At 70.3% G+C, this 23,102-nt stretch carries 22 protein-coding genes and 3 tRNA genes; 12 read left to right on the top strand and 13 right to left on the bottom strand.

Going from position 1 to position 23,102, the window contains the following annotated elements:
• Positions 1-26: 26 nt before the first annotated feature.
• Positions 27-230: a cold-shock protein gene (locus HGBR_RS05075; protein WP_019158244.1), complete on the bottom strand. Its 204-nt coding sequence runs from the start codon at positions 228-230 to the stop codon at positions 27-29.
• A 521-nt stretch (positions 231-751) separates the two neighbouring features.
• On the opposite strand from HGBR_RS05075, the gene HGBR_RS05070 reads away from it, so the two are divergent.
• Positions 752-1,963, top strand: a complete 1,212-nt coding sequence (locus tag HGBR_RS05070) for a globin domain-containing protein (RefSeq protein ID WP_019158243.1) — start codon at positions 752-754, stop codon at positions 1,961-1,963.
• Between the two features lie 93 nt (positions 1,964-2,056).
• On the opposite strand, the gene HGBR_RS16485 is transcribed toward HGBR_RS05070, so the two are convergent.
• Complete coding sequence (locus tag HGBR_RS16485) at positions 2,057-2,770, bottom strand: helix-turn-helix domain-containing protein (RefSeq protein WP_161601837.1); 714 nt, start codon at positions 2,768-2,770, stop codon at positions 2,057-2,059.
• 191 nt (positions 2,771-2,961) lie between these two features.
• On the opposite strand from HGBR_RS16485, the gene HGBR_RS05060 reads away from it, so the two are divergent.
• The 4 genes from HGBR_RS05060 (at position 2,962) to HGBR_RS05045 (ending at position 6,338) form a co-directional block, all read left to right on the top strand.
• Complete coding sequence (locus HGBR_RS05060; protein ID WP_019158241.1) at positions 2,962-4,593, top strand: AMP-binding protein; 1,632 nt, start codon at positions 2,962-2,964, stop codon at positions 4,591-4,593.
• Positions 4,594-4,671: 78 nt separating this feature from the next.
• Positions 4,672-5,046, top strand: coding sequence for a YidH family protein (locus HGBR_RS05055; RefSeq protein ID WP_019158240.1), 375 nt, complete (start codon positions 4,672-4,674; stop codon positions 5,044-5,046).
• The gene (locus tag HGBR_RS05050; RefSeq protein ID WP_019158239.1) at positions 5,046-5,390 is read left to right on the top strand and encodes a DUF202 domain-containing protein; all 345 of its coding nucleotides are present in this window, start codon (positions 5,046-5,048) and stop codon (positions 5,388-5,390) included. Before HGBR_RS05055 ends, HGBR_RS05050 begins: the two co-directional genes overlap by 1 nt.
• Positions 5,391-5,456: 66 nt before the next feature.
• Positions 5,457-6,338: an alpha/beta hydrolase family protein gene (locus HGBR_RS05045; protein WP_019158238.1), complete on the top strand. Its 882-nt coding sequence runs from the start codon at positions 5,457-5,459 to the stop codon at positions 6,336-6,338.
• 170 nt (positions 6,339-6,508) lie between these two features.
• Here the strand turns inward: HGBR_RS05045 and HGBR_RS05040 are convergent.
• The 3 genes from HGBR_RS05040 to HGBR_RS05030 all read right to left on the bottom strand — a co-directional run bounded on the left by HGBR_RS05040 (position 6,509) and on the right by HGBR_RS05030 (position 6,875).
• Positions 6,509-6,581 (bottom strand) — tRNA-Phe (locus tag HGBR_RS05040).
• Between the two features lie 90 nt (positions 6,582-6,671).
• A tRNA-Asp gene (locus tag HGBR_RS05035) sits at positions 6,672-6,745 on the bottom strand.
• Between the two features lie 57 nt (positions 6,746-6,802).
• Positions 6,803-6,875, bottom strand: a tRNA-Glu gene (locus HGBR_RS05030).
• A gap of 181 nt (positions 6,876-7,056) precedes the next feature.
• Here HGBR_RS05030 and HGBR_RS05025 point away from each other — a divergent pair.
• Both HGBR_RS05025 and ybaK read left to right on the top strand, forming a co-directional pair.
• Entirely contained in the window at positions 7,057-7,416 is a 360-nt protein-coding gene (locus HGBR_RS05025; RefSeq protein ID WP_019158237.1) for a metallopeptidase family protein, read from the top strand.
• A 78-nt stretch (positions 7,417-7,494) separates the two neighbouring features.
• Positions 7,495-7,992, top strand: coding sequence for a Cys-tRNA(Pro) deacylase (gene ybaK, locus HGBR_RS05020; RefSeq protein ID WP_019158236.1), 498 nt, complete (start codon positions 7,495-7,497; stop codon positions 7,990-7,992).
• 3 nt (positions 7,993-7,995) lie between these two features.
• Here ybaK and HGBR_RS05015 read toward each other — a convergent pair whose 3' ends face one another.
• Positions 7,996-8,622, bottom strand: a complete 627-nt coding sequence (locus tag HGBR_RS05015; RefSeq protein WP_019158235.1) for an IMPACT family protein — start codon at positions 8,620-8,622, stop codon at positions 7,996-7,998.
• Positions 8,623-8,812: 190 nt separating this feature from the next.
• Here HGBR_RS05015 and HGBR_RS05010 point away from each other — a divergent pair, with 190 nt between their 5' ends.
• Both HGBR_RS05010 and HGBR_RS16480 read left to right on the top strand, forming a co-directional pair.
• Positions 8,813-10,165 (top strand): aspartate aminotransferase family protein, encoded by a 1,353-nt coding sequence (locus tag HGBR_RS05010; protein WP_019158234.1) that lies wholly within the window; start codon positions 8,813-8,815, stop codon positions 10,163-10,165.
• Positions 10,165-10,968 carry a GOLPH3/VPS74 family protein gene (locus HGBR_RS16480; RefSeq protein WP_019158233.1) on the top strand — a complete coding sequence of 268 codons (804 nt, stop codon included), beginning with the start codon at positions 10,165-10,167 and terminating at the stop codon, positions 10,966-10,968. Before HGBR_RS05010 ends, HGBR_RS16480 begins: the two co-directional genes overlap by 1 nt.
• Before the next feature lie 6 nt (positions 10,969-10,974).
• Here HGBR_RS16480 and HGBR_RS05000 read toward each other — a convergent pair whose 3' ends face one another.
• The 6 genes from HGBR_RS05000 to HGBR_RS04975 all read right to left on the bottom strand — a co-directional run bounded on the left by HGBR_RS05000 (position 10,975) and on the right by HGBR_RS04975 (position 18,724).
• A complete protein-coding gene (locus HGBR_RS05000) occupies positions 10,975-12,627 on the bottom strand; it encodes an amidohydrolase (RefSeq protein WP_019158232.1) in 1,653 nt (550 codons plus the stop codon).
• A 273-nt stretch (positions 12,628-12,900) separates the two neighbouring features.
• Positions 12,901-14,607, bottom strand: coding sequence for a thiamine pyrophosphate-dependent enzyme (locus tag HGBR_RS04995; protein WP_019158231.1), 1,707 nt, complete (start codon positions 14,605-14,607; stop codon positions 12,901-12,903).
• Positions 14,608-14,630: 23 nt separating this feature from the next.
• Positions 14,631-15,455, bottom strand: a complete 825-nt coding sequence (locus tag HGBR_RS04990; protein WP_019158230.1) for an amino acid ABC transporter ATP-binding protein — start codon at positions 15,453-15,455, stop codon at positions 14,631-14,633.
• Positions 15,456-15,506: 51 nt separating this feature from the next.
• The gene (locus tag HGBR_RS04985) at positions 15,507-16,325 is read right to left on the bottom strand and encodes an amino acid ABC transporter permease (protein WP_019158229.1); all 819 of its coding nucleotides are present in this window, start codon (positions 16,323-16,325) and stop codon (positions 15,507-15,509) included.
• 138 nt (positions 16,326-16,463) lie between these two features.
• Positions 16,464-17,291, bottom strand: coding sequence for an ABC transporter substrate-binding protein (locus HGBR_RS04980; protein ID WP_019158228.1), 828 nt, complete (start codon positions 17,289-17,291; stop codon positions 16,464-16,466).
• Between the two features lie 221 nt (positions 17,292-17,512).
• On the bottom strand, positions 17,513-18,724 hold the full coding sequence (locus HGBR_RS04975; protein WP_019158227.1) for an MFS transporter: 1,212 nt from the start codon (positions 18,722-18,724) through the stop codon (positions 17,513-17,515).
• A 258-nt stretch (positions 18,725-18,982) separates the two neighbouring features.
• Here HGBR_RS04975 and HGBR_RS04970 point away from each other — a divergent pair, with 258 nt between their 5' ends.
• Positions 18,983-19,870, top strand: coding sequence for a lysophospholipid acyltransferase family protein (locus HGBR_RS04970; RefSeq protein ID WP_019158226.1), 888 nt, complete (start codon positions 18,983-18,985; stop codon positions 19,868-19,870).
• Positions 19,871-20,068: 198 nt separating this feature from the next.
• The gene (locus tag HGBR_RS04965; RefSeq protein WP_019158225.1) at positions 20,069-20,851 is read left to right on the top strand and encodes a glucose 1-dehydrogenase; all 783 of its coding nucleotides are present in this window, start codon (positions 20,069-20,071) and stop codon (positions 20,849-20,851) included.
• Here HGBR_RS04965 and HGBR_RS04960 read toward each other — a convergent pair.
• The gene (locus HGBR_RS04960) at positions 20,814-22,181 is read right to left on the bottom strand and encodes an MFS transporter (RefSeq protein WP_019158224.1); all 1,368 of its coding nucleotides are present in this window, start codon (positions 22,179-22,181) and stop codon (positions 20,814-20,816) included. The two genes, HGBR_RS04965 and HGBR_RS04960, sit on opposite strands and share 38 nt — an antisense overlap.
• A 109-nt stretch (positions 22,182-22,290) precedes the next feature.
• Between HGBR_RS04960 and HGBR_RS04955 the strand changes: the two genes are divergently transcribed.
• Positions 22,291-22,872 (top strand): TetR/AcrR family transcriptional regulator, encoded by a 582-nt coding sequence (locus tag HGBR_RS04955; RefSeq protein ID WP_218915936.1) that lies wholly within the window; start codon positions 22,291-22,293, stop codon positions 22,870-22,872.
• Positions 22,873-23,102 lie beyond the last annotated feature (230 nt).

Here is a 23,102-nt window from a genome sequence, read left to right as displayed (position 1 = left end):
CCGTCGACCCCCGCTCTGCAGGAGAATCAGAGAACGCGAACGCTCGTCGCCTGCATGCCCTTCGGGCTGGACTCCGCCTCGAAGTCCACCGACTGGCCCTCTTCGAGGCTGCGGTAACCCGAGCCCTCGATAGCGCTGAAGTGGGTGAAGACGTCAGCGGATCCATCGCTGGGCTCGATGAAGCCGAAGCCCTTCTCAGCGTTGAACCACTTGACGGTACCTGTAGCCATACTGCTTATCCTTTGTGTACGGGCCACCCACCTGAGTGACCGTGTTGCCCGAACCGAGTGCCGGTCCGGAGTTCATTGGGATGCGCGTCAGCAGACGCGCGGGACGCCCGGCGGGGTGTGCCGGGAGAATCGGGGGAGTCGCAGCGACCGCACGGTATGACGCGCATCGATGCGCGCTGTGGCGGACTGCGTCTGTGGGGGTGAAGCGAAGAAGATGATCAAGATTCGTTTCGTCGGGCCTGTGCGGCTGTGTCGAATGGTCTCCGGGTACTGATGGACATGTCGACCGGAGTGGACCCCCGACGAACCCGCCAGCCGGTGCCTGTTCGCGTTGTGCGCGGCGGACCGCCCTGCTGACAGAGTCAACCGTAGCACGCTCTCGACCCGTGTGGGGGTTCTCGTCTGCAAGATGGCAGGCGAAGACGCGGTGAATAAACACGGTCGAAGGCCCAGCGGGACAGGGCGGGTCCGGGAGACGGTGGAGGCACACGGCATCCACCGTCGAACGAGAGGAACCCGTCATGCAGCTGTCACCCGATTCCGCGGAAGTCGTCGCCGCGACCGCCGGTGTCGTCGCCGAGCACGCGGAGGAGATCACGAAGGTCTTCTACCCCGACATGTTCGAGGCGCACCCGGAGCTCCTCAACGTCTTCAACGTGGCGAACCAGGCGGTGGGGGAGCAGCCCAAGGCGCTGGCGGCCTCCGTCGTCGCGTTCGCCGTCCAGCTGCTGGATCCGGACGCCCCCGACTTCACTCCCGTCCTGCAGCGGATCGCGCACAAGCACGTGTCCCTGGGCATCAAGGCCCCGGAGTACACGATCGTGGGTCGCTACCTCATGGGCGCGATCGGCAAGGTGCTGGGCGACGCGGTGACACCGGAGGTCGCGCGGGCCTGGGACGAGGTCTACTGGCTCTTCGCCACCGCGCTCATCGCGGAGGAGGCCAAGCTGTACGCGCAGGCCGGCACCGATCCGGAACAGCCGTGGCGCCCGTACCGCGTCGTCGAGCGCTTCGAGGAGTCCGATGAGGTGTTCTCGCTGCTGCTGGCCCCCGTGTCCGGGCAGATCCCCAGCCACCGCACGGGCCAGTACGTGGCGATCGCCGTCGACGTTCCCGGTGGGACGCGGCAGCCGCGGCAGTACACGATCTCCTCGGGCCCGCGGGGCGACTCGCTGCGGGTGACGATCAAGCGGGTGCGCGGGGTCGACGGTGCGCCGGACGGTCAGGTCTCCGGCTGGCTGCACGAGAACGCGCAGCCCGGCACGATCCTGGACGTGTCGCAGCCGGCCGGCGACGTGGTGCTGGACGAGTCCGACGCGCCGGTGGTCCTCGTGTCCGCGGGCATCGGCATCACCCCGGTCGCTGCGATCATGGAGGACCTGTCGCGGCGTCAGCCCGACCGCACCGTCCGCCTCTTCCACGCGGACAAGGCGCACAGCTCGCATGCGCTGTACGACGGACTGCGCCGCCAGGTGCTGGCGATGTCCGACGCCCGCGCGCAGAACTGGTACGAGGAGGGTGCCGACGAGGCTCCCACCCTGCACCCGGCCCGGTCCGGCTTCATGGACCTGACGGACGTGGAGCTGCCGGAGGAGGCGCAGGTGTTCATGTGCGGCCCGCTGCCTTTCATGCAGATCGCCCGCCGCACCCTCATCGATCAGGGGGTGCCCAGCGACAACATCCACTACGAGGTCTTCGGTCCGGACCTGTGGGCGCAGAACCCCGACGGGTGAGCGGGTGCGTGAGCCGGCCGACTGAGTGCGGCGGGCAGTGACGGAGAACCGGCCCCGGCCTCGGCGAATGCACCGAGGCCGGGGCCGGCCGTCTCAGTTCTGGTGGGAGCGCATCGCGGCGACGGCGTGCCGTTCCAGCACTGCCTCGTCCTGATCGCCGCCCACTCCGCCGGTCCGGCGGGTGCGCGGTTCCTTGCCGGCGAGGGCGAGGACCAGCAGGCAGCGGTCCTTCTCGACGAACGGGTGGAGTCGTGCGAGTTCGAGCGGTCCGTGGACCTGCTCGAGCTGATGGCGGACCAGCTTCGCGTGGACGGAGCAGACGAGCGGGCGGTCCTCATCGATGAGGTCCTGGTACAGGCACGGGAGCAGGCCGACGGTGAGGCGGGACTCGTCGACCTCCGGCTGGAGGCCGGCGTCGTCCAGGTGCTCGTACAGCGCATCCAGCTGGTGGGTGGCGTCGGGACCGAGGTCGTCGCTGGGGTCGAGCTCCGGAGCGACGGTGCGGAGCATGCGGCCGCGGTGCTTCGCCTCGTCCGCCCGGCGCTGCGCCTGCGGGCTGTGGTCCGCGCGGCGGACGGGGGAGTAGCCCAGGGGTGGGCGGCCTCGGCGGCCGGTCTCGACGGGGGCGCTCACGATGAGCCCCTCCTCCTCGAGGACGCGCAGGTGGTCACGGGCGGTGTTGAGGTGGACCTGGGCCTCGTCCGCCAGCTCCTGCAGGAGCCGTCCGGGCTTCCGCTGCACCGCGCGCAGCAGGCGCAGTCGACTCACCTGGGTGAGTCCCCTGTAGTCTTCGACTCTGCGTGGCATGCCTCCAGTGTGCGCCCGGTTCAGTGGCGGGGGAACCGGTGAGACGGGCGGTGAGATGAGGCATCTCGTGCCGATGGGCGGGTGAGGTTCCGCGTGTGCAGGTGTCTCGTCCTGCGGAGGCCGATGCTGTGCATTGCGGGACGGGAGTAGATTCCAGAGTGTCCGTGTCGATGGCGATACAAGGAGCATCTGTGGCACCCACCAGCAATCCGATCCGGCTGCCGGACATCCACCCGTTCCTGGGGATGGACGTGTGGTCGATGCTGACCGGACGAGCCGATGAGCATCCGGACCGCACTCTCCTCACATGGGAGTCGTTCGACGATGAGCCGCAGATGTGGACGTACGCCCAGTTCGTCGATGAGTCCGCCTCCGTGGGCGCCGGGATGCAGGCGCGCGGCATCGAGGCCGGCGACCGCGTCATCATCCACATGCAGAACCGTCCGGAGTTCCTCTTCACCTGGTTCGCGTGCGCCGCGATCGGAGCCGTGGCGGTCACGACGAACTCCCGGTCGTCCGCGGACGAACTCGCCTACTTCATCAGCAACAGCGGTGCCCGCGCCGTCGTGACCCAGCCGGACTTGGAGCCCGTGGTCCGCGAGGCCGATGCGCCGCTCGACTGGGTCGCGGTGATCCAGACGTCGGGCGAGGACGGTTTCGACGCACTGCGCTCGTCGCCGGCGGGACTCCGCGCGGTCGCACCGGATCCGGCAGCACCGCTCAGCATCCAGTTCACCTCCGGGACGACGTCACGGCCCAAGGGCGTGCTGTGGACGCACGCGAACGGACTCTGGGGCGCCCGGGTGAACGCGCTGCACGAGGACCTGCGCAGCACGGACGTCCACCTCGTCTACATGCCGCTGTTCCACACGAACGCGATGGCCTACTCCGTCCTGGCGAGCATCTGGGTGGGCGCCCGCTTCGTCCTGCTGCCCAAGTGGTCGACCAGTCGCTTCTGGGAGATCTCGCAGCGCAACGGCTGCACGTGGGCCTCGCTCATGGGGCTCTCCACCCGGGCGATCCTCGCCTCGGACGTCCCGGCCCAGCACACGTACCGCCTGTTCGGCGCAGGGGCTGACGTCCCGCTGCTGACCGAGCGGACCGGAGTCCCCATGATCACGTGGTGGGGCATGACGGAGACCATCACGCACCCGATCGTGGGCGACCGCCGCGGCTCTGCGCACACCGGCATCATGGGCCGCTGCGCCCCGGAGTACGAGATCGCCGTCAGCGATCCGCTGGGCACCCCGTCCACACCGGGCGAGGTGGGTGAACTGAGCGTGCGTGGTGTCCGCGGCCTGTCGCTGTTCGCGGAGTACTGGAACAACCCGTCTGCAACGGAGGACGCCTTCGACGGGGACGGCTGGTTCCGCACGGGCGACCTGGTCCGCCTCAACGACGACGGCACCCTCACCTTCATCGACCGGGCCAAGGACATGCTGCGGGTGGGAGCGGAGAACGTCGCGGCCTCGGAGATCGAGCGCGTCGTCCAGACCGTGACCGGCCCGCGCGAGGTCGCCGTCGTGGGTGCACCGCATGAGTCGCTCGACGAGGTGCCGGTCGTCTTCGTCGTCGATGCAGAGTCACCTGCCGATCTCGCGGAGCGGATCCTCGCGGAGTGCCGGGCGCAGCTGGCGGACTTCAAGGTCCCGCACCAGGTGCACTTCGTGACGGAGCTGCCCCGGTCCACCATCAGCAAGGTCAACAAGGTCGAGTTGCGGACCGTCGTGGCCGCCGGCACGTCGCTGGCCGAGGCGCAGGAGCGGTGGGAGCAGGCTGCCGTGCTCGATCCGTCGGGGGACGCGAGCACGACCGCGGGCTGACCGCGGGGCGGCGGAGCAGGTCAAAGTCGATGCGTGAGACGGGCGGCATAGACTCCTGAGCATGGAGACACTGCCGTCATGAGCGACGACGAACGCGGCGCACTGACGAAGCGCCTGCTGCCGGACGGGGTCGAGCCGGATCCCCGGTTCACGCTGGCGAACGAGCGGACGTTCCTCGCCTGGGTCCGCACCGCACTCGCCTTCATCGCCGGCGGCATCGCCGTCGAGGCATTCACCGGTGACCTGTTCCCCACCGCGATCCGCCAGATCCTCGCGATCCTCCTGCTGGTCCTGGGCATGCTGCTGGCCGGGGGAGCGGCAGTGCGCTGGCTGAACGTCGAGCGGGCTATGCGGCGGAAGAAGCCGCTGCCGGTGCCACTCATCGTCCCGATCGTCAGTCTCGTGTCCGCCGTGGCGGCCGGCGCGCTCGCCCTCGTCATCGCGAACCTGTGATGCGGGTGCGCGCCGGTCGTCCCGTCCCGGACCCGCACGGTGATGCGGGCCTGCAACCGGAGCGCACCTCGTTGGCCTGGACCCGGACGACCTTCGCACTGCTGACCGCCAGCGCGATCTTCCTGCGCTGGATCTCCCACCACGGTCCCCTCACCCTGCTCCCGTTCCTCGTCTGCCTGGTGGCGGCACTGGGGATCGAGATCACGCAGCGCGCCCGCTATCACCGGGGAGTCGCGGCGATCAGCACGGAGTGGGCGCACCCTTCCCTCCTGTCGATCATGGGGCTGGCCGGCATGACCGTGCTGCTGGGCCTGCTGGGTGTGGGCGTCGTCCTCCTGGGGTGATGACACGGGCGCGTGACGAGGGCTGGGACCGGGCGACGGCCTCGGCGGATCGATAGTGTCGGAACCATGCAGAGCGACCTGACCCACGAGGACTTCGCCGTGCCGGTCGACGGCGCCCTGATCCGCGGAACGCTGGTGCGGCCGGGCGGCGAGCCGACCGCGGTCGTGGTCGTCCACCCGGCCACCGCCACACCCCAGGGGTTCTACGCGGGGTTCGCAGACGCGATCGCCGCACGCGGGGCCGTGGCCGTCACCTACGACTTCCGCGGCACGGGACGCTCGGGCGACCCTCGGCGCTTCTGGCACCTGCGGATGCGCGACTGGATGAGTCAGGACGTACCCGCCGTCGCCCGTTGGGCCGCCCAGCGCTTCCCGGACGTCCCGCACCGCGCGCTGGGGCACAGCATCGGCGGTCACGCGATGGCCCTGGGCAACGGGGTGGCGTCCGTGGACCGGTTCGTTCTGGTCTCCTCCCACCTGGGTGTCACGCAGGAGATCGAGCCCCTGGGGGAGCGCCTGCGGGTGGCCTTCATCCTGCGCGTCGTGGGACCTGTGCTCAGTCGAACGCTGGGGTACATGCCGGGCCGGCGCCTGGGGTTGGGGGAGGACATCCCCGTCGCCGCGATGATCGAGTGGGGACAGTGGTCGCAGCTGCCGCACTACTTCTACGACGACGACACGATGGACGCGGCCGCCAGTGCCGCGACCGTCGACGCGGACGTCCTGGCGGTGGGGGTCTCCGACGACGCCTGGGCCTCGCCGCACCAGATGGACGCGCTCACCGCGCGGATGACCGGGGCCCGCGTGGAGCGGCGCACCGTCACGCCCGAACAGGTGGGCCTCTCGCGGCTGGGCCACCACGGGCTGCTGAGCCGGCGTGCCGGCGATGCCGCATGGGATCCGATCCTCGACTGGCTCCTGGGCGCTGAGGCGCACCCGGAGGGCTGAAGGCTGTGGCCGTCAGGTTTGCATCGAGTGGCGGGTTCCGGGATTGAGTGTCGGCTCGACGCCGGTCGGAGGTGCTGAAACCCGGATACTCAGGCGTGGAGCCCGCAGGGGAACGAGCCCTCGAGGAAACAGAGAAGGACCCCTGGTGATCCAGGGGTCCTTCCGAGCTGTGGCTCCGACCGGCGTCGATCCGGTGACCTTTCGATTTTCAGTCGAACGCTCTACCAACTGAGCTACAGAGCCATATTCACTTCTCGCGTTCCGTCGGGCTGCCTGCGGCAACCCTTCGGGAGAACAAAAGGCTCCTCTGCAAGAGAAGAGCCTTGTGCTCCGCGACCCTGACGGGACTCGAACCCGCGACCTCCGCCGTGACAGGGCGGCGCGCTAACCAACTGCGCCACAGGGCCATATTCACTTTCGACTGAAAGGTGCTGTGTCGATGACACGAATGATCATCATACACGTACCCCCAACGGGATTCGAACCCGTGTCGCCGCCGTGAAAGGGCGGTGTCCTAGGCCACTAGACGATGGGGGCTTCTCAGCCGGTCTACCGCCTTCCGGCCTTGAACCTCCGTAAGCCTACCCCGACTCTTCCGATCGCCGCAAACTCGGGCGACGGTGGCCTTGGTCACAGTGTCTGGCGTACCCCACTCGAACTCGCTCGTGACCCCCCACGCGCCCTCCGCGCGGCCACCGCCATCCCCTAGACTCGCAGCATGGATCCGGGCGAGGTGAGCGACGAGCTCTTCGATCAGCTGGTCGATGAGGCCGTCGCGCAGCTGCCCAGCGGGATCGGCGACTTCATGGACAACGTCGCCCTCTTCATCGAGGACGACTCCCCGCCGGACGGGCCCACTCTGCTGGGCGTCTACGACGGCATCCCGCTGACGGAGCGCGGCGGCACCTCCCTGTCCTTCGTTCCGCCGGACACCATCACCCTCTTCAAGAACCCCCTCATCGACTACGCGGAGGACGCCGACCATCTGCGCGAGGAGATCCTCGTGACGATCGTCCACGAGATCGCCCACCACTACGGGATCGAGGAGGAGCGCCTCCACGAGCTGGGCTGGGGCTGACCCGCTTCGCCCCAAACCCGTGTGATCTGCGTCGCATGATTCGCTCCGCAGGAACGCATCTCGTATCGTGGGCGCATCATGTCCCGACTCACCCATGCGTCAACCGCCACACCCGCGCTGCGCGTACTCAGCCTGGCCGGCGTCGACTACACCGTCCACGAGTACGACCACGACCCCCGCGCCCGCCGCTACGGCAGCGAGGCCTCAGAGAAGCTGGGCGTCGACCCGCAGCGCGTGTTCAAGACCCTGCATATCCTGGTCGACGGCGAACCCGTGAACGCACTGGTGCCCGTGTCCGGACAGCTCGACCTCAAGGCACTCGCCTCCGTCGCCGGCGGCAAGAAGGCCACACTGGCCGGTGTCGCCGAGGCCGAGCGCCGCACCGGCTACGTCTCCGGCGGTATGAGCCCCTTCGGCCAGCGCGTCACACTGCCCGCCTTCATCGACGAGTCCGCCGCCCAGCACGAGACCGTGTTCGTCTCCGCCGGCCGCCGCGGCCTGGAGATCGAGATCCGCCCGCACGACCTCTTCATGCTCACGAACGCGGGCGTCAAGCGCATCGCGCAGCTGGACTGACCCTCACCGAGCCCACACAGGCTCGCCCACCTGCGGTTCCGCCGTCCCGCCGCTCACATCCGCGAGGCTGCGCAGGCCCGCATCCACCTGGGCGGGCGGGATGAAGACGGTGACCGCGACCTCGGCGGCGTAGTCCGCCTCCGTCGACCAGCCGGCGGCCTGCGCCATCCGGTCGATCGCGGCCGCCAGCGCGTAATCGACCGTCACGCGCACCGGCACCCGCTGGGAGTACGTCACCACCGCCGAGGCCGCCACGGCCTCCGATGTCGCCTCACCGTACGCGCGGACCAGTCCGCCCGCCCCCAGCAGTGTGCCCCCGAAGTAGCGGGTCACGATCGCGAGGGTGTAGGTCAGGTCGTGCCCGGTCAGCACGTCGAGGATGGGTGCGCCGGCGGTGCCGGCCGGCTCGCCGTCGTCGCTGAACCGCCGCGTGCGCGCATCCGGATCCAGCACGAACGCGGTGCAGTGGTGGCGGGCCTTGGGGTGCTGGGAGCGACGCTGCGCGATAAGGGCACGGGCCTCGTCCTCGTCCGCGATGGGAGCCAGGAGGGCGAGGAAGCGCGAACGCTTGATCTCGATCTCCGCCTCCACGGGGCGGGCCACGGTGCGGTAGGTCGTCGGAGCGGACATGGGCCGAGCCTATCGGGGTGCCGTCCGGGCCGGTGCGGGGCGGGGTCACGTCGTGCGACACGGCAGTGGGCGCCGGAATGCGGGCGGACGGGTGCTTACGTCTGCGGTCCGTCGTACGGTGGAGGGAGCGGGCCGCGGGCCCGGCGGCGCACCTGGGCCGGGTGCGCGGTGGAACCCCAGGAGGTGCGTCATGTTGGAATTCACCGAGGACGAGCTGGAGGACATCCGGGCGGAGTCGCAGCGGGCCTACGATCTGGACCGCGCACACGTGTTCCACTCGTGGTCCGCGCAGAAGCAGATCACGCCCATGGTCGTGTCGCGGGCGGCGGGTTCGTACGTGTACGACGGGGACGGGCGGCCGTTCCTCGACTTCTCCTCGCAGCTGGTCAACACGAACATCGGCCACCAGCACCCGAAGGTCGTCCAGGCGATCAAGGACCAGGCGGACGTGCTGTGCACGATCAACCCCGCGCACGCGAACGACAAGCGGTCGGAGTCGGCCCGTCTCATCACGGAGCGGCTGCCGCAGAACCTCAACCGCGTGTTCTTCACGAACGGCGGCGCGGACGCGATCGAGCACGCCGTGCGCATGGCGCGCCTGCACACCGGCAAGCGCAAGGTGCTCTCCCGCTACCGCAGCTACCACGGCGGCACGGAGCAGGCCATCAACATCACCGGCGACCCGCGCCGCTTCCGCAATGATGTGGGCGATGCGGGCACCGTCCACTTCTTCGGGCCCTTCCTCTACCGGTCGGAGTTCCACGCGACCACGCAGGAGGAGGAGACGCAGCGTGCCCTCACCCATCTGCGCCGCACGATCGAGCTCGAGGGACCGCAGACGATCGCCGCGATCGTGCTGGAGTCGATCCCCGGCACCGCCGGCATCATGATGCCCACGCCTCAATACATGCAGGGCGTGCGCGCGCTGTGCGACGAGTTCGACATCGTCTACATCGCGGACGAGGTCATGGCCGGGTTCGGACGCTCGGGCCGCTGGTTCGCGTTCGAGCACTTCGACGTGGAACCGGATCTCGTCACCTTCGCGAAGGGCGTGAACTCCGGCTACATCCCGCTGGGCGGTGTCGCGATCAGCGACGCCATCTACGACACCTTCGCGGACGTGGCGTACCCGGGCGGGCTCACCTACTCCGGCCACCCGCTGGCCGCCGCATCCGCCGTCGCGACGATCACCGCGATGGAGGAGGAGCGGATGGTCGAGAACGCGCGCACCCTGGGCGAGGAGGTCGCGGGTCCGCGTCTGCGCGAGATCGCCCAGGCCTCCCCGCTGGTGGGCGAGGTCCGCGGCACCGGCATGTTCTGGGCCATCGAGCTGGTGAAGGACAAGGAGACGCGCGAGCCGCTGGCACCCTACGGCGGGTCGTCACCGGAGATGAACGAGGTCGTCTCCCGCATCAAGGGCGAAGGCGTCCTGCCGTTCGTCAACTTCAACCGCATCCACGTCGTCCCGCCGCTCAACATCACGGAGGCGGATCTGCGGAAGGGCCTGGACGTCCTGGAGCGCGCCCTGACGGAGGCCGTCTGATGCTCATCTGCGAAGACATCCTCCTCCTGCTCACCCGTGACGACGGCCGGACCGAGGCCTGGGTCACCTACCGGCCCTACGCCCTGGCCGCGGGCCTGCTGGCCGATCTGGCACTGGCGGACTGCGTCGAGTTCGAGGCAGACAAGAAGAACCCGAAGGTGACGCTGGCGGGTGAGCCCGCGGGGGCAGGTGGGGCGCTCGGTGCCGGTGGGCCGGCTGCGGGTGCCCCGGGGGGCCGCCCCGGTGGGCCTGACGGGATCGGCGAGGCGCCCGCGGTGCCGGACGGTCCCGGCGCCATCATGGACTTCGGGCTGCGCGCCCTGGCGGATCGGAACAAGCCGCCGCGCGTTCAGACCGTCGTGACCGCCGGCTGGTTCAACCCACAGGAGGTCGTCTCCCGGTCGCTCATGGCGCAGGGCGTCGTGGGACTCGAGGAGAAGAAGCTCCTGGGGCTGAAGCCGGAGCGCTACCCGGTGATCGACCCGGAGCCGGAGGCCGGGACCCGTGCGCGCCTGACGGACGCGCTGGCCGGCCGCGGCCCGGTGGCGCCGGCGGACGCGATGATCCTGGGGATCATCCAGGGCATCGGTGCCGTCAAGCACGTGCTCTCCGACGAGGTCCAGCAAGTGGGTCTCAAGGAGCGCGAGGCGAAGAAGCGGATCGAGTCCCTGGCAGACGAGCTGCCGGACGACGCCCGGCAGGGCAGCCGCGCCGTCAAGGGCGTCATCGACAGCATGAACGCCGCGATCATGGGGGCGATCGTCGCGTCGACGGCCGCGGGAACGGCCTCCGCGGGGAGCTGAGGCGCGTCAGAGCGTCGTGTGGGTGAACTCCCCGCCGGCCAGGGTCGCGACGACCGGGATGTCGTGGATCGTCGCGGGGTCCACGGTCAGCGGGTCGTCCGCGAGGACGACCATGTCGGCGAGCTTCCCCGCTGTCAGGGTGCCCTTGTCAGCGGCGTCGCCCGCGGCCTCGGCGGCGGTGCGGGTGTACGCCGTCAGGGCCTGCTCGACGGTCAGTCGCTCCGCGGCATCGCCCATGATGTCGCCGGACGCCGTCAGGCGGTCGACGAAGGCCTGGATCCCGCGCAGGGCGGTGCCGTCCGCGCACGGGCGGTCCGAGGAGCCGGCCAGCATGACGCCGGCGTCCACGAACGACCGGGCGCGGTAGAGGAGGCACCGGCGGTCCGGGCCCACCGACCGGTGCATCGCATCGCCGATGTTCTGCGCGAACGCGGCCTGCGGGGTCACCGCGATGCCGTGGGCGGCCAGCGTGGCCAGGTGCTCGTCGTGCAGCATGCCGGCGTGCTCGATCCGGTTGGGTACGCGGCGGCGGCCGAAGGTCTCCTGTGCCTCGACCAGATGGGCGACGGCCAGGTCGACGGCGCGGTCGCCGATCGCGTGCACCGCCAGCGACCAGCCTGACCGGTACGCCTCGAGGATCGTGCGGCGCAGGTGCTGCTCGTCCTCCTGCAGGTAGCCGGACGCGGTCCCGGCGGCGCGGCCGGCCTGGGTCGCGGTGGCGTACGGCTCGCGCAGGGCGGCGGTCTCGCTGCTGAGCGCCCCGTCGAGGAAGACCTTTGCGGGGCCGATCCGCAGCCATTCGTCGCCGAAGCCCGTGCGCAGGCCCAGGTCCAGGCCTCGGGTCATGTCGTCGTGAGCGTGCGCGGTGACCGCGTGGAGCGCGTCGACGGAGGGCATGAGCTGAGCGCGCGCGTGCAGGCTGCCGGCCTCGCGGGCCAGCTGGTAGGCGTGCAGCTCGATGGGGGAGTGGCCGATCCAGCCGGCGGCGATGCCGGCCTCGCCGAAGCTGGTGATGCCTTCGGCGGCATACGCGGACGTCGCGCGGTCCAGGGCGTCGACCAGTGACAGGAGCGAGTAGGGGCGGATGAGGTCCTGGACGAGCTCCTGCGCGGTCTCCTCGATGAGGCCGGTGGGGTTGCCGGCGGCGTCGCGGACGACGCGGCCGCCCTCCGGGTCGCGGAAGCCCGGCTCCAGCATGCCCGCCAGCCGCATCGCCGCGGTGTTGACGAACGACGTGTGCCCCGACTGCTGCCGCAGGAACAGGGGGCGGTCACCCGTGATCCGGTCGAGGGTCGCGAGGTCCGGGTACTGCCCGTCGTAGTCGCGCAGTCCGTAGCCGGCGGCCTGGATCCAGTCGCCCTCCGGGGTGCGCGCGGCGGCGGCCTGGATCTTCTCGTAGACCTCCGGGAGACCACCGGGCAGGGCCGTCACGTCGACGCCGGCCAGCGTGAGTCCGTACCACGCCGTGTGGCAGTGCGCGTCGTGGAAGCCGGGCAGGACGGTGGCGCCGTGGAGCTTGAGGCGGCGGCGGGCGTTGAGGCTCCGCACGTCGTCGTCGAAGCCCACGATCCGTCCGCGCCAGATGCCCACCGTGCGAGCGCGCGGACGGTCGTCGTCCATCGTGCGGATCACGGCGTCGTCCAGGATGAGATCCAGCAAGGGGGCCTCCGAGCGTGCGAGGGTCTGTGGCTGCCCTCAGCTTCTCATGTGCGAGTGGTGCCAGGGCAGCCGTCCCGGCTTGCTCATGCGCTGCCTGGGAACGGTTCTCGCGAAGTACGAGAATGCTTTCCCACAGTTCGAGAGCGAAGTGCGAGGTGGGCGGAGGGGTCGAGTCACCCCCGAACGGTTCTCGCGAAGTACGTGAAAGCATTCCCGCAGCTCGCGAGCGAAGTGCGAGGTAAACGAAGTGCGAGGCAGCGGTGGGAACACCCCTCACGTGCGGGGGAGGCGGACCTCCGGGTCCGTGCGGATGTGCAGCAGCGCGGGGCCCTCGTACGCCATCGCCTCCTGGAGCATCGGCACGAAGTCCTCCGTGCGCGTGACGGAGAAGCCGCGCCCGCCGTAGGAATCCGCGAGTGCCGCGAAGTCCGGATTCGTCACCGAGGTCCCGGACGGCCGGCCCGGGTACTCCCGCACCTGGTGGCCCACGATCGTGCCGAACACGGAGTTGTCGTCCACGATGACCGTGATGTTCAGGCCCTGGTCCACGGCCGTCGCGAACTCCTGCCCGTTCATCATGAAGCAGCCGTCCCCGGCCAGGCCGATGACCGGACGGTCCGGCTGCGCCAGCTTCGCCGCGACAGCCGCCGGCGTGCCCATGCCCATCGCCCCGTTCCGCGGTGCGGCCACGGATCCCGGACCCTGCAGGGGCCAATACCGCAGCGCCCACGCCGAGTAGTTCCCCGCCCCGTACGTCACCACCACATCCCGCGGCAGCACGTCCGCCGCGTCCCGGTACGCGCGGTCGCGGTCGAGGAACTCGTCGCTGCGCTCGGCGCCCACGACGCCGGTCCGCCACTCCTGGTACCGGTCCCGGTACGGCCGGTACCACGCCGCCGAGGTCCCGGTCCCGGAGGTCTGCCCGGTCACCGAGGTCCCCGTCGCCGGGACCTGCGCGGCCCCGGGGCCGGTGCCCAGGGCCGTCGCGAGGGTCTCCGGAGTCGCGACGATCAGCTGGTCGAGGGGGCCGAAATGCCCGTGCGCGTCCGGGTCCGGGACCGCGACGATCGTGCGGTCGGGGCTGGTGCCGAACGCGTAGCTGCCGGTCATGATGTCCCCCCGCACGCAGCCCACGAGGATCTGCAGGTCCGCATCCGCCATCGCCTCGCGGGTGCCCGCGAAGCTCGAGTAGCCCAGCGGCCCCAGGAACACGTCCTGGGCGTGGTCGATCGCGTCGTGGGCGCGGAAGTCCGCGACGATGCCCACGCCGCGGGCGCTCGCCCACGCGGACAGGGAGGTCGCGGCGGCAGGTGTCCACCCCTGCCCGCCCACGACCAGGAGGGGGCGGGCGGCGGAGGCGACCGCGTCCTCGAGCGCGGCGACCTCGTGCGGTGCCGGGGACGGCGACGCCAGGGGGCGCGGCGGCACGGGCGGGGAGGAGGTGAGCTCCAGGAGCGTGTCCTCCGGCAGCCCGACGATGACCGGTCCCGGTCGGCCGGAGGCGGCGGTGTGCAGCGCATCGGAGACGATCCGGGCCGCCGAGTCCGGATGATCGAGGATCAGCACCTTCTTCGCGGTCGATCCGAACCAGGCGTGCGGGTCGAACTCCTGGAAGGCCTCGCGCCCGCGCTGCTCCGTGGGGATGAGGCCCATGAAGAGGACCAGCGCCGTCGCGTCCTGGTACGCAGTGTGGATCGAGATCATCGCGTTCGCCGCGCCCGGCCCGCGCGTCACCATCGCGATGCCGGGGCGGTGGGTGAGGCGGGCCTCGGCGAGAGCGGCGAACCCGGCCCCGCCCTCCTGCCGGCACACGACGGTGTGGACCGGCGAGTCGTACAGACCGTCCAGCACGTCCAGGAACGACTCCCCGGGGACCGTGTAGACGCGCCGCACCCCCTCCGCCTCCAGCTGCCGGACGATGAGGTGGCCGGCGGACATCGGGGTGGGGGCGTCGGACGGGGGTGGTGTGACGGCGCTCATACCCTCATCCCTATCACGCGGGCTCAGCCGTCCAGCGTGCCGTCCGCATGCAGGACGCGGGCCAGGAACGACTGGGTGCGCTCGTGCTGCGGGTTGCCGATGACCTCCTGCGCGGGGCCCTCTTCGACCAGCACGCCGCCGTCCATGAAGACGACGCGGTCCGCGACATCGCGGGCGAAGCCCATCTCGTGGGTCACGACGACCATCGTCATGCCGGCCTCCGCCAGCTGGCGCATGACGCCCAGCACGTCGCCCACCGTCTCCGGGTCCAGTGCGGAGGTGGGCTCGTCGAACAGCATGAGCGACGGCTCCATCGCCAGCGCCCGGGCGATCGCGACGCGCTGCTGCTGACCGCCGGACAGCTGGTCCGGGTAGCGGTCGGCCAGGTGCGCCAGGCCCACGTTCTCCAGATTCGTGCGCGAGACGGCGTCCGCCTCCTCCTTCGACCGCCCGCGCACGCGCCGCTGCGCGATCGAGCAGTTCTCCAGCGCGGTCATGTGCGGGAACAGGTTGAAGCTCTGGAAGACCATGCCCACCTGCGCGCGCATCGCATCGATCTGCACGTCCGGGTCCGTCGCGTCGAAGCCCGCGACCGTGATCGACCCGCCGTTGGGCTCCTCCAGCAGGTTGATGCAGCGCAGCAGCGTCGACTTGCCGGATCCGGACGGGCCGATGAGGCACACGACCTCGCCGGGCTCCACATTCAGGCTGATGCCCTTGAGGACCTCGACGTCGCCGTAGGACTTGTGAAGGTCCGTGATCGTGCAACCCTGCGCCGAGGCCGTGGTCACCGGACCGGGTCGGCCTGCGTCAGCGGGCTGCGAAGGGGAGGATGTGGAGGTGGTCATGAAGGCTCCTAGTGCGGGTGCCGGAGGGGCGGGGTGGGGCGGACCCGTCCCCTATTCTCGGGACAGCTTCGCGGTGCGGGACTCGAACTTGCGGGCCAGGATGCCCAGCGGGACTGTGATGACGAGGTACGCGGCACCGGCGACGACCAGGGGGGTGAGGCCGGCCTCGGGCGAGGAGATCGCCTCGCGGCCGAATTTCGCCAGCTCGTACTGGCTGGCGGTCAGTCCCAGCAGGTAGATGAGCGAGGAGTCCTTCGTCATCATGATGATCTCGTTGGTGAGCGGCGGCAGGATGATGCGCACCGCCTGCGGGATGACGATCGTGATCATCGCGCGGCTGTTCGACATTCCCAGGGAGCGGGCGGCCTCGTACTGGCCCTTGGGGACGGCCTGCAGTCCGGCGCGCAGCGTCTCTGCGATGTAGGCGGACTCGACGATGCCCAGCGCCAGCATGACCGTCATGTACGTGTCGATCCGGATGCCGAACGCGTAGGGGACGGCGTAGCCGAATGCGATGAAGACCAGCAGTGCGGGCACGCCGCGGAAGAACTCGATGTAGAGGGTCGCGATCCAGCGGTAGGGCGCGACCGGGGAGATCTTCATGAGCGCCAGCAACAGGCCCAGGGCCAGGCCCAGGACGAAGCCCAGCGCGGTGTAGATGATCGTGTTCTTGAGCGCCGTCGTGACGACCTCGGGGAACTGGTCGGCGATGACGGCGGGGTTGAAGAACTTCTCGCCCACCGTGCCCCAGTCGGTGAGGACACCGGCGATCAGCACGACCGCGATGAGGATCGCGTACTGGACGTTCCGGTTGATCTTCGCGCGCTGGCGCGGACTCAGGGACGTGCGCTGGCGGATGGCGGTTGACACGGGAGGACTCCTCGGTCAGAGGCGGATGCAGTGTCGGGGCTCCGACGGGGCGCCGGAGTGAATGGACGCCGGGGCCATCGGCACACAGTAGTGCACGATGGCCCCGAGCGCCCTCCACGGGATGCGGGGCGCTGCCGGTCAGGAGGCCGCGTCCGCCTCCTCCTGGCTGAGGCGTGCGGCGTCGGCGACCTCGCCGAACCACTGGTCGACCAGGTCGTCGTACTCGCCGGTCTCGCGCAGATCAGTCATCGTCGTCTCGAACTGCTCCAGCAGCGCGGTGTTGCCCATCTTGACGGCCGCACCGATCACCTCGCCGGTGTCGTACTCCTCGACGAGGGTGAGCGAGTCGTCGGACTCCGTCGCCGCGTAGATCGTGGAGATGTTCGCGATGACCGCGTCGACCTGACCGGACTGGATGCCCTGGGTCATGAGACCCGCGTCCTCGAACTGGACCGGCTCCACGCCGTTGTCCGTCGCGTACGCCTCACCGGTCGTCGCCTGCTGGACGCCGGCCTTCTCACCCTGCAGGTCCTCGATGGACGTGATGTCCGAGTCCTTCTTGGTCATGAGCGCCAGGTTGTCCTTGAGGTACGGCTTCGAGAAGTCCATCTGCGAGGCGCGCTCCTCCGTGATCGTCATGCCGGACAGCGCGATGTCGCACTGGTCGGTGTCCAGGGCGGAACCGGACTGGATCGCCTCGAACGCGGTCGTGATGACCTCCAGCTCGACACCCAGGTCGTCGGCCGTGGCCTGCGCCAGGTCGATGTCGAGGCCCACGTTCTCACCTTCCTGGACGAACTCGAACGGCTCGTAGGGGATGTCGGAGCAGAGCGTCAGCGTGCCGGCGTTCACCAGCTGCACGCCACCGGCCTCCGTCTCCGCTTCCTCATCGCCGCCACCGCCGCACGCGGACAGGGCCAGCAGGGCCGCGGCGCCCAGGGCGCAGGCCGGAAGGATCTTCTTCACAGGTGCCTCCAGAAGAGCAGGGTGCGGCACGTGCGTCTGATCGTCATGGTCCGACCTGCCCGGGCCGCGGACATACCACTGGAATATACCTGTGCACTGCGTCACGCGTCACCACTGGGCACGGGCGGTGCCGCATTCGTTACGCGACCGTACTCACGGGGACGCGTGCAGGGCCTTCGTATGATGCGGACCGGTCCTCACACAGCGCGGGTGCGGTGTCCTCACACGACGCGCGTGCGGTGCCGGCGACGGCCCAGCCCCAGTGCCAGGATGAGGATCGCGGTGCCGGCGATCGAGCACAGGACACCCACGGCGGCCGGTGCTCGGTAGCCCAGTCCGGCGGCCACGACGAGGCCGCCCAGGTAGGCGCCCAGCGCGTTCGCCGCGTTGAAGGCGGCGTGGTTCATGGCAGCGGACATGTTGGGGGCCTCGGGCGATTCCCGCAGCAGGCGCGCCTGCAGGCCGTTCGTGAAGAGGCTCGTCGCGATGCCGATGAGGAACAGCAGCGGCAGGGCGACCCACCACAGGTGGGCGAAGACCGCGAAGAGGGCGAGGATGACACCCATGCCCACGACGCCGGCCAGCGCGGACTTGTCGATCGAGCGATCCAGGCAGGGTCCGGCCACCAGCGAGCCCGCGGTCATGCCGCAGCCGTAGAGGACCAGCACCCACGGCAGCAGGCTGTGCGGGATCCCCGTCACCTGGGTGACCGTGGGCGTGATGTAGGTGTAGAGCGCGAAGGAGCCGCCGAAGCCCACAGCACCCGCCAGCAGCGGCAGCCAGATCTGCGGGCGCAGCATGCTGGCGAGCTCCGCACGGGCGGACGAGGTGGGTTTCGCGGGGACGGCCGGCAGGAACGCCAGCAGTCCGACGATCGTCGCGAGTCCCACGCCCGCGATGACGATGTAGGCGGCCCGCCAGCCCAGGGCGCTGCCCAGTGCGGTGGCTGCCGGCACGCCCACGATGTTCGCGATCGTGAGCCCCAGCATGGTCCGGGAGATCGCAGTGCCGGACTTCTCCGGCGGGACCAGGGAGGCCGCGACGATCGCTGCGATCCCCAGCGTGATCCCGTGCGGCAGGCCCGTGATGAAGCGGACGGCGACCAGAACGGGCAGAGTGGTCGAGAGGATCGTCGCGAGGTTGCCCAGGGTGAAGACCGCGGCGGCCAGGATGAGGAGCAGGCGGCGGTCCATCCGCGGGGTGAGTGCCGTGAAGAGCGGTGCGCCCACGACGACGCCGATCGCATAGGCGCTCACAGCCATCGCGGCCTGCGGGATCGTGGTCCCCAGGTCCTCCGCGATCCACGGCAGCAGAGTCATGGAGGCGAACTCCGTCGTGCCCACCGCGAAGCCGCCGGCGGCCAGCGCGGTGAGCGCCAGACCGGTCGAGCGGGGAGCGGCGGCGGGGCCGCCGGCGGACGGGGCACGCGACATGGGGACTCCGATCAGGGCGAGCCGAGGAGGAGGGGACGCAGGGGATGGGGACGCCCAGCGCGCAGCGATGCCGGCGCCGCGGCGACCGCACAAGCCTACGACTCGAAGCCTGCGGGGCACAGGTGGAACGGGCGTCCGTGAGCGGACTCACCCGCAGCGCGACGCACGGCGTCATACGCAGGGTGACGTCGTGCCTCGCCCCGGCGTGGACCGGGGGCGAGTCAGCGATGCGCGTCCCGCGCGCAGCGGGTGGTTACGATGTTCTCAACGATCGATCAGAAATGGATGCTGGTGCAGTCCGGATCGCGCGACCCGCGGGTCGCGCATCGCGTCTGCGCACGGGAGGACGACAGCCACGTCATGAGTCACGACACGGACGACACCACGGGCGAGCAGCGACCGGTGGGCTCGGAGATGGAGGTCGCCCCGAAGACGTCACCGTCGAAGGCGCGCCGGCGCGTCCTGACCGGCGGTCTGGATGACGAGAGCAGCCTCCGGTACCGCGCGATGCGCTCCGTGTTCCGCGGGTCGATCAAGACTGCGCACCGTCCCACCGTCACGGGGGTCACGAACGTCCCCAAGACGGGTCCCGTCATCATCGCCAGCAATCATCGGTCCTTCGCGGACTCGATCTACCTGTCCGCCCTGGCCCCCCGGCGCGTGAGCTTCATGGCGAAGGCGGAGTACTTCGAGCGACGCAATCCCATCAACATGATGGTGGGCGGATTCATGACGGCCGTGGGCGCGTTCCCCGTGGAGCGCGGCTCTGCCGCCGCTGCGGTCAAGGCGCTGGAGGTGGGCGAGGAGATCCTGCGCGCCGGCGGCGTCTTCGGCATCTACCCGGAGGGCACCCGCAGCCGCGACGGCAAGATCGGGGCCGGCAAGACCGGTGCCGCAGAGCTTGCGATCCGCACGGGCGCGACGATCGTGCCCGTGGGTCTGGTGGGCACGGAGGACGTCATGCCCGTCGACGCGAAGGCCCCGCAGCCCAAGACCTTCTCCATCACCTTCGGCAAGGCGATCCCGGCGCCGCCGCGGGCCAATCCCGCCGGTCCCCAGCGTCGCGAGCTCACCGAGCAGATCATGTCCGCCATCCGTGCCCTCGTCGCCGAGGCCGAGGCCGAGAGGGCCGCCCGCCGCCGCTGACCCCGGGGCCCGGTCCGGTGCCTGTGCCCCCGCTGATGGGGGGCTGTGCCCCAGTTCATGGGGAACCGTGGAATGTCGCGCTTCGTTCGTCCGTTGTGCCTGGTGAGGGGTATGAACCCCTCACCACCGGGTGAGTGGCGAGGCTGAATGCACAGGCCGAGGTGCTCACCGATCGACGTCACAGGAGTGAGATCGCACATGGCACGATTCGACGGGAAGACAGTCATCATCACGGGCGCGGGCTCGGGTCTGGGACAGGCCACCGCCGTCCGCCTCGCACAGGAGGGCGCGAACCTCGTGCTCGTCGACATGAGCGAGGAGGGCCTCGCGCAGACGAAGCAGCAGATCGCCGAGGCCGGCGGGACCGGTGGTGTCGAGGTCGTCACCGCGAACGTGACGAAGTCGGAGGACGTCCAGCGCTACGCCGACGTGGCGGTGGAGACCTTCGGCTCGATCGACGGGTTCTTCAACAACGCGGGCATCGAGGGGAAGCAGAACCTCACGGAGGACTTCGGGGACGACGAGTTCGCCAAGGTCGTCGCGGTCAACCTCACGGGTGTGTTCGCGGGCATGGCGGCGGTCCTCAAGCAGATGCGGAAGCAGGGCTCCGGCTCGATCGTCAACACCGCGTCCGTGGGCGGCATCCGCGGCGTGGGCAACCAGTCCGGCTACGCCGCCTCGAAGCACGGCGTCGTGGGCCTGACCCGCAACTCCGCGCGCGAGTACGGCGAGCACGGCATCAGCATCAACGCGATCGCGCCGGGCGCCATCATGACTGCGATGGTCGAGGGGTCGTTGCGTCAGCTGGGCGGCGAGAACTGGGAGGCGGCCGGCAAGGAGTTCGTGTCGGTCAACCCCATGAAGCGCTTCGGCCAGCCGGAGGAGGTCGCGGCACTCGTCGCGTTCCTGCTGTCGGACGACTCCGGGTTCATCAACGGCACCGTCATCCCGATCGACGGCGGCCAGCACGCGATGTACTGACCACCTCTCGCCGCGCGCCCTGGTCCACGGGGCGCGCGGCGCGCGCGGTCGGGATCGCCAGCACCATGACGGCCAGCGGGATGAGGAGTGCCGCGCGCAGCCCCCAGTGCTCCCCGGCGAAGCCCAGGACAGGCGGTCCCGCGAGCAGCGCGAGGTAGCCGATCATGGACGCGACCGCGATGCGCGATGCGGCGCCGGGCCCGCTGGAGCCCGCGGCAGAGATCGCCACCGGGAAGCCCAGGGACGTGCCCAGGCCCCACAGCACGACCGCGGCGATCGCGAGCGGAAGGTGCTCGACGAAGGAGACGAGCCCCAGCCCCAGGACGCCGAATCCCGCGCTCACCGCCAGCACCCGGGTGCGACCGAACCGGGCGACCACCGGGTTGCCCAGGAACCTCCCCACCGTCATCGCGGCCGCGAACACCGCGAACATCGCCGATCCCGCGCGGGGGTCCAGGCCGTGGCCGTCGACCATGACGAGCGGCAGCCAGTCGTTCGCGGTGCCCTCGGTCAGGGCCATCGCCAGCGTGATGAGCGCGATGAGCAGCAGGCGCGGGCCCACGACGCTCCGGAGCCCGTGGTGGGCCGCGGTGGCATCTGTCCCATCCACGGTCGGTGACGTCGCAGCGGGAGCAGAGGCGGCCACCCGTGCGGGCGGCGGCGGGCCGCTGTCCTCGGGACCTGCGGTGACGGTGGCGGCGGCGGTGGCGGTGGTGACCGGGGCAGTGGGCCGGGTGCGGCCGGTGGCCGGCGGGAGTTCGCGGGCCGCGCGCAGGAGCGCGATCGCGATGAGCGCGCCGATGACCGGCAGGTGGACGAGCGGCATGATCCCGGAGCTCACCGCCACGATTCCCAGCCCTGAGCCCACGAGTGTGCCCAGGCTGTAGCTGCCGTGGACCAGGGAGAGGAACGGGCGGCCGGTGCGGGTCTCGACCTCGGCGCCCTCGACGTTCATGGCGACCTCGGCGCAGCCCATCCCCAGCCCGAACACGGCCAGGCCCGCCATGACGACGGTCGCGCTGCCCAGTGCGGTGCCGCAGGTGATGATGCCCAGGCTCGCCGCGATCCCGGCGGTCCCGGACACGATGACGGGGCGGGCGCCCCAGCGGGCGACGAGGGCCCCGGAGGCGAGGATCCCGGCCATCGATCCCAGGGACACCCCGAAGAGGACGATGCCCATCTGCGCGGTCGTCGCGCCGATGAGGTCGCGGATCACCGGTGTCTGCGTCACCCACGAGGACATGCCCAGGCCGGACAGGAGGAACGCTGAGGCGACGGCGAGCTTGAGACGACGGACGCCGGAGTGCGTGCCGGTGGCGCGGTCGGTCATGGGGAGCCTCCTGTCGGGTGATCGGGCAGCAGACGGGGGAGTGCGGCCGGAATGTGTACAGATGTACACTGCGGGACGACAGGCGCAGTCGGACCGGAGGGGTGTGAGCATGGCGACGCGCGACGAGCCGCCCGCCGTCATGAGCGACGACGAGTGGAACCAGGAGGCTCCGCGCAGGCGACTCATCATCGACACTGCTCTGGACGTCATCGCGGACCGCGGGGTCGATCGGACAACGCATCGGGCCATCGCCGAGGCCGCCGGGATCCCCCTGGGGTCAATGACCTACCACTTCGACAGCCTCGATGACGTCATCGTCTGCGCGTTCCGCAGGCTGGCGGGAGTTCTTGCCGCGCGCTATCGCGGCGCGGTTGCGGAGGCGGAGTCGCGGGAGGCGGCGTGCGCAGCGGTGGCGGACCTCATCTGCGGTGACGCGTACGCGGATGAGCGGGAGATGGTCGTGCTCCTCGAGCTCTACGCCTACGCGAACCACAGTGCGGGGGCGGAGCGGGTGCGCCGCGAGTGGATGGCCGTGAGCTGGGGCAGCCTCGCCGTCCACTTCGACGAGGACGCGCAGAGGGCTCTCGACGCGCTCATCGAGGGGTGGACGATCCACCGGCTCTTCGCGCATCGCGCACCGGACCGCGGGGTCGTGCTGCGCGCGGTCCGCGCGATCGCGGATGGGGCGTGAGACGGCGGCCTCGCGGCTGTGGTTTTGACTCACGATCGGGGAGGGCGCGGCCGGCTGAATAGTGATCTGGCGCACAGTCGGTGGCGATATCAGACTGTCCGCAGATGCTCCGCGCGCCCGGACCGACCCGGTTCGTGGGCCGCGTTGCGGGCAGCGAGGGGGGGGTGTCCCTATGGTGGTTGTCAAGCAGCTGCAGGGACTCGGGGCTCGTAGAGTGTGCCGGTCTTCAT

This window comes from Brevibacterium senegalense, from assembly GCF_000285835.1.
GTDB lineage: Bacteria > Actinomycetota > Actinomycetes > Actinomycetales > Brevibacteriaceae > Brevibacterium > Brevibacterium senegalense.
Note: the sequence above shows the minus strand (reverse complement) of the source record. Positions and strands in the feature narration are given on the sequence as shown.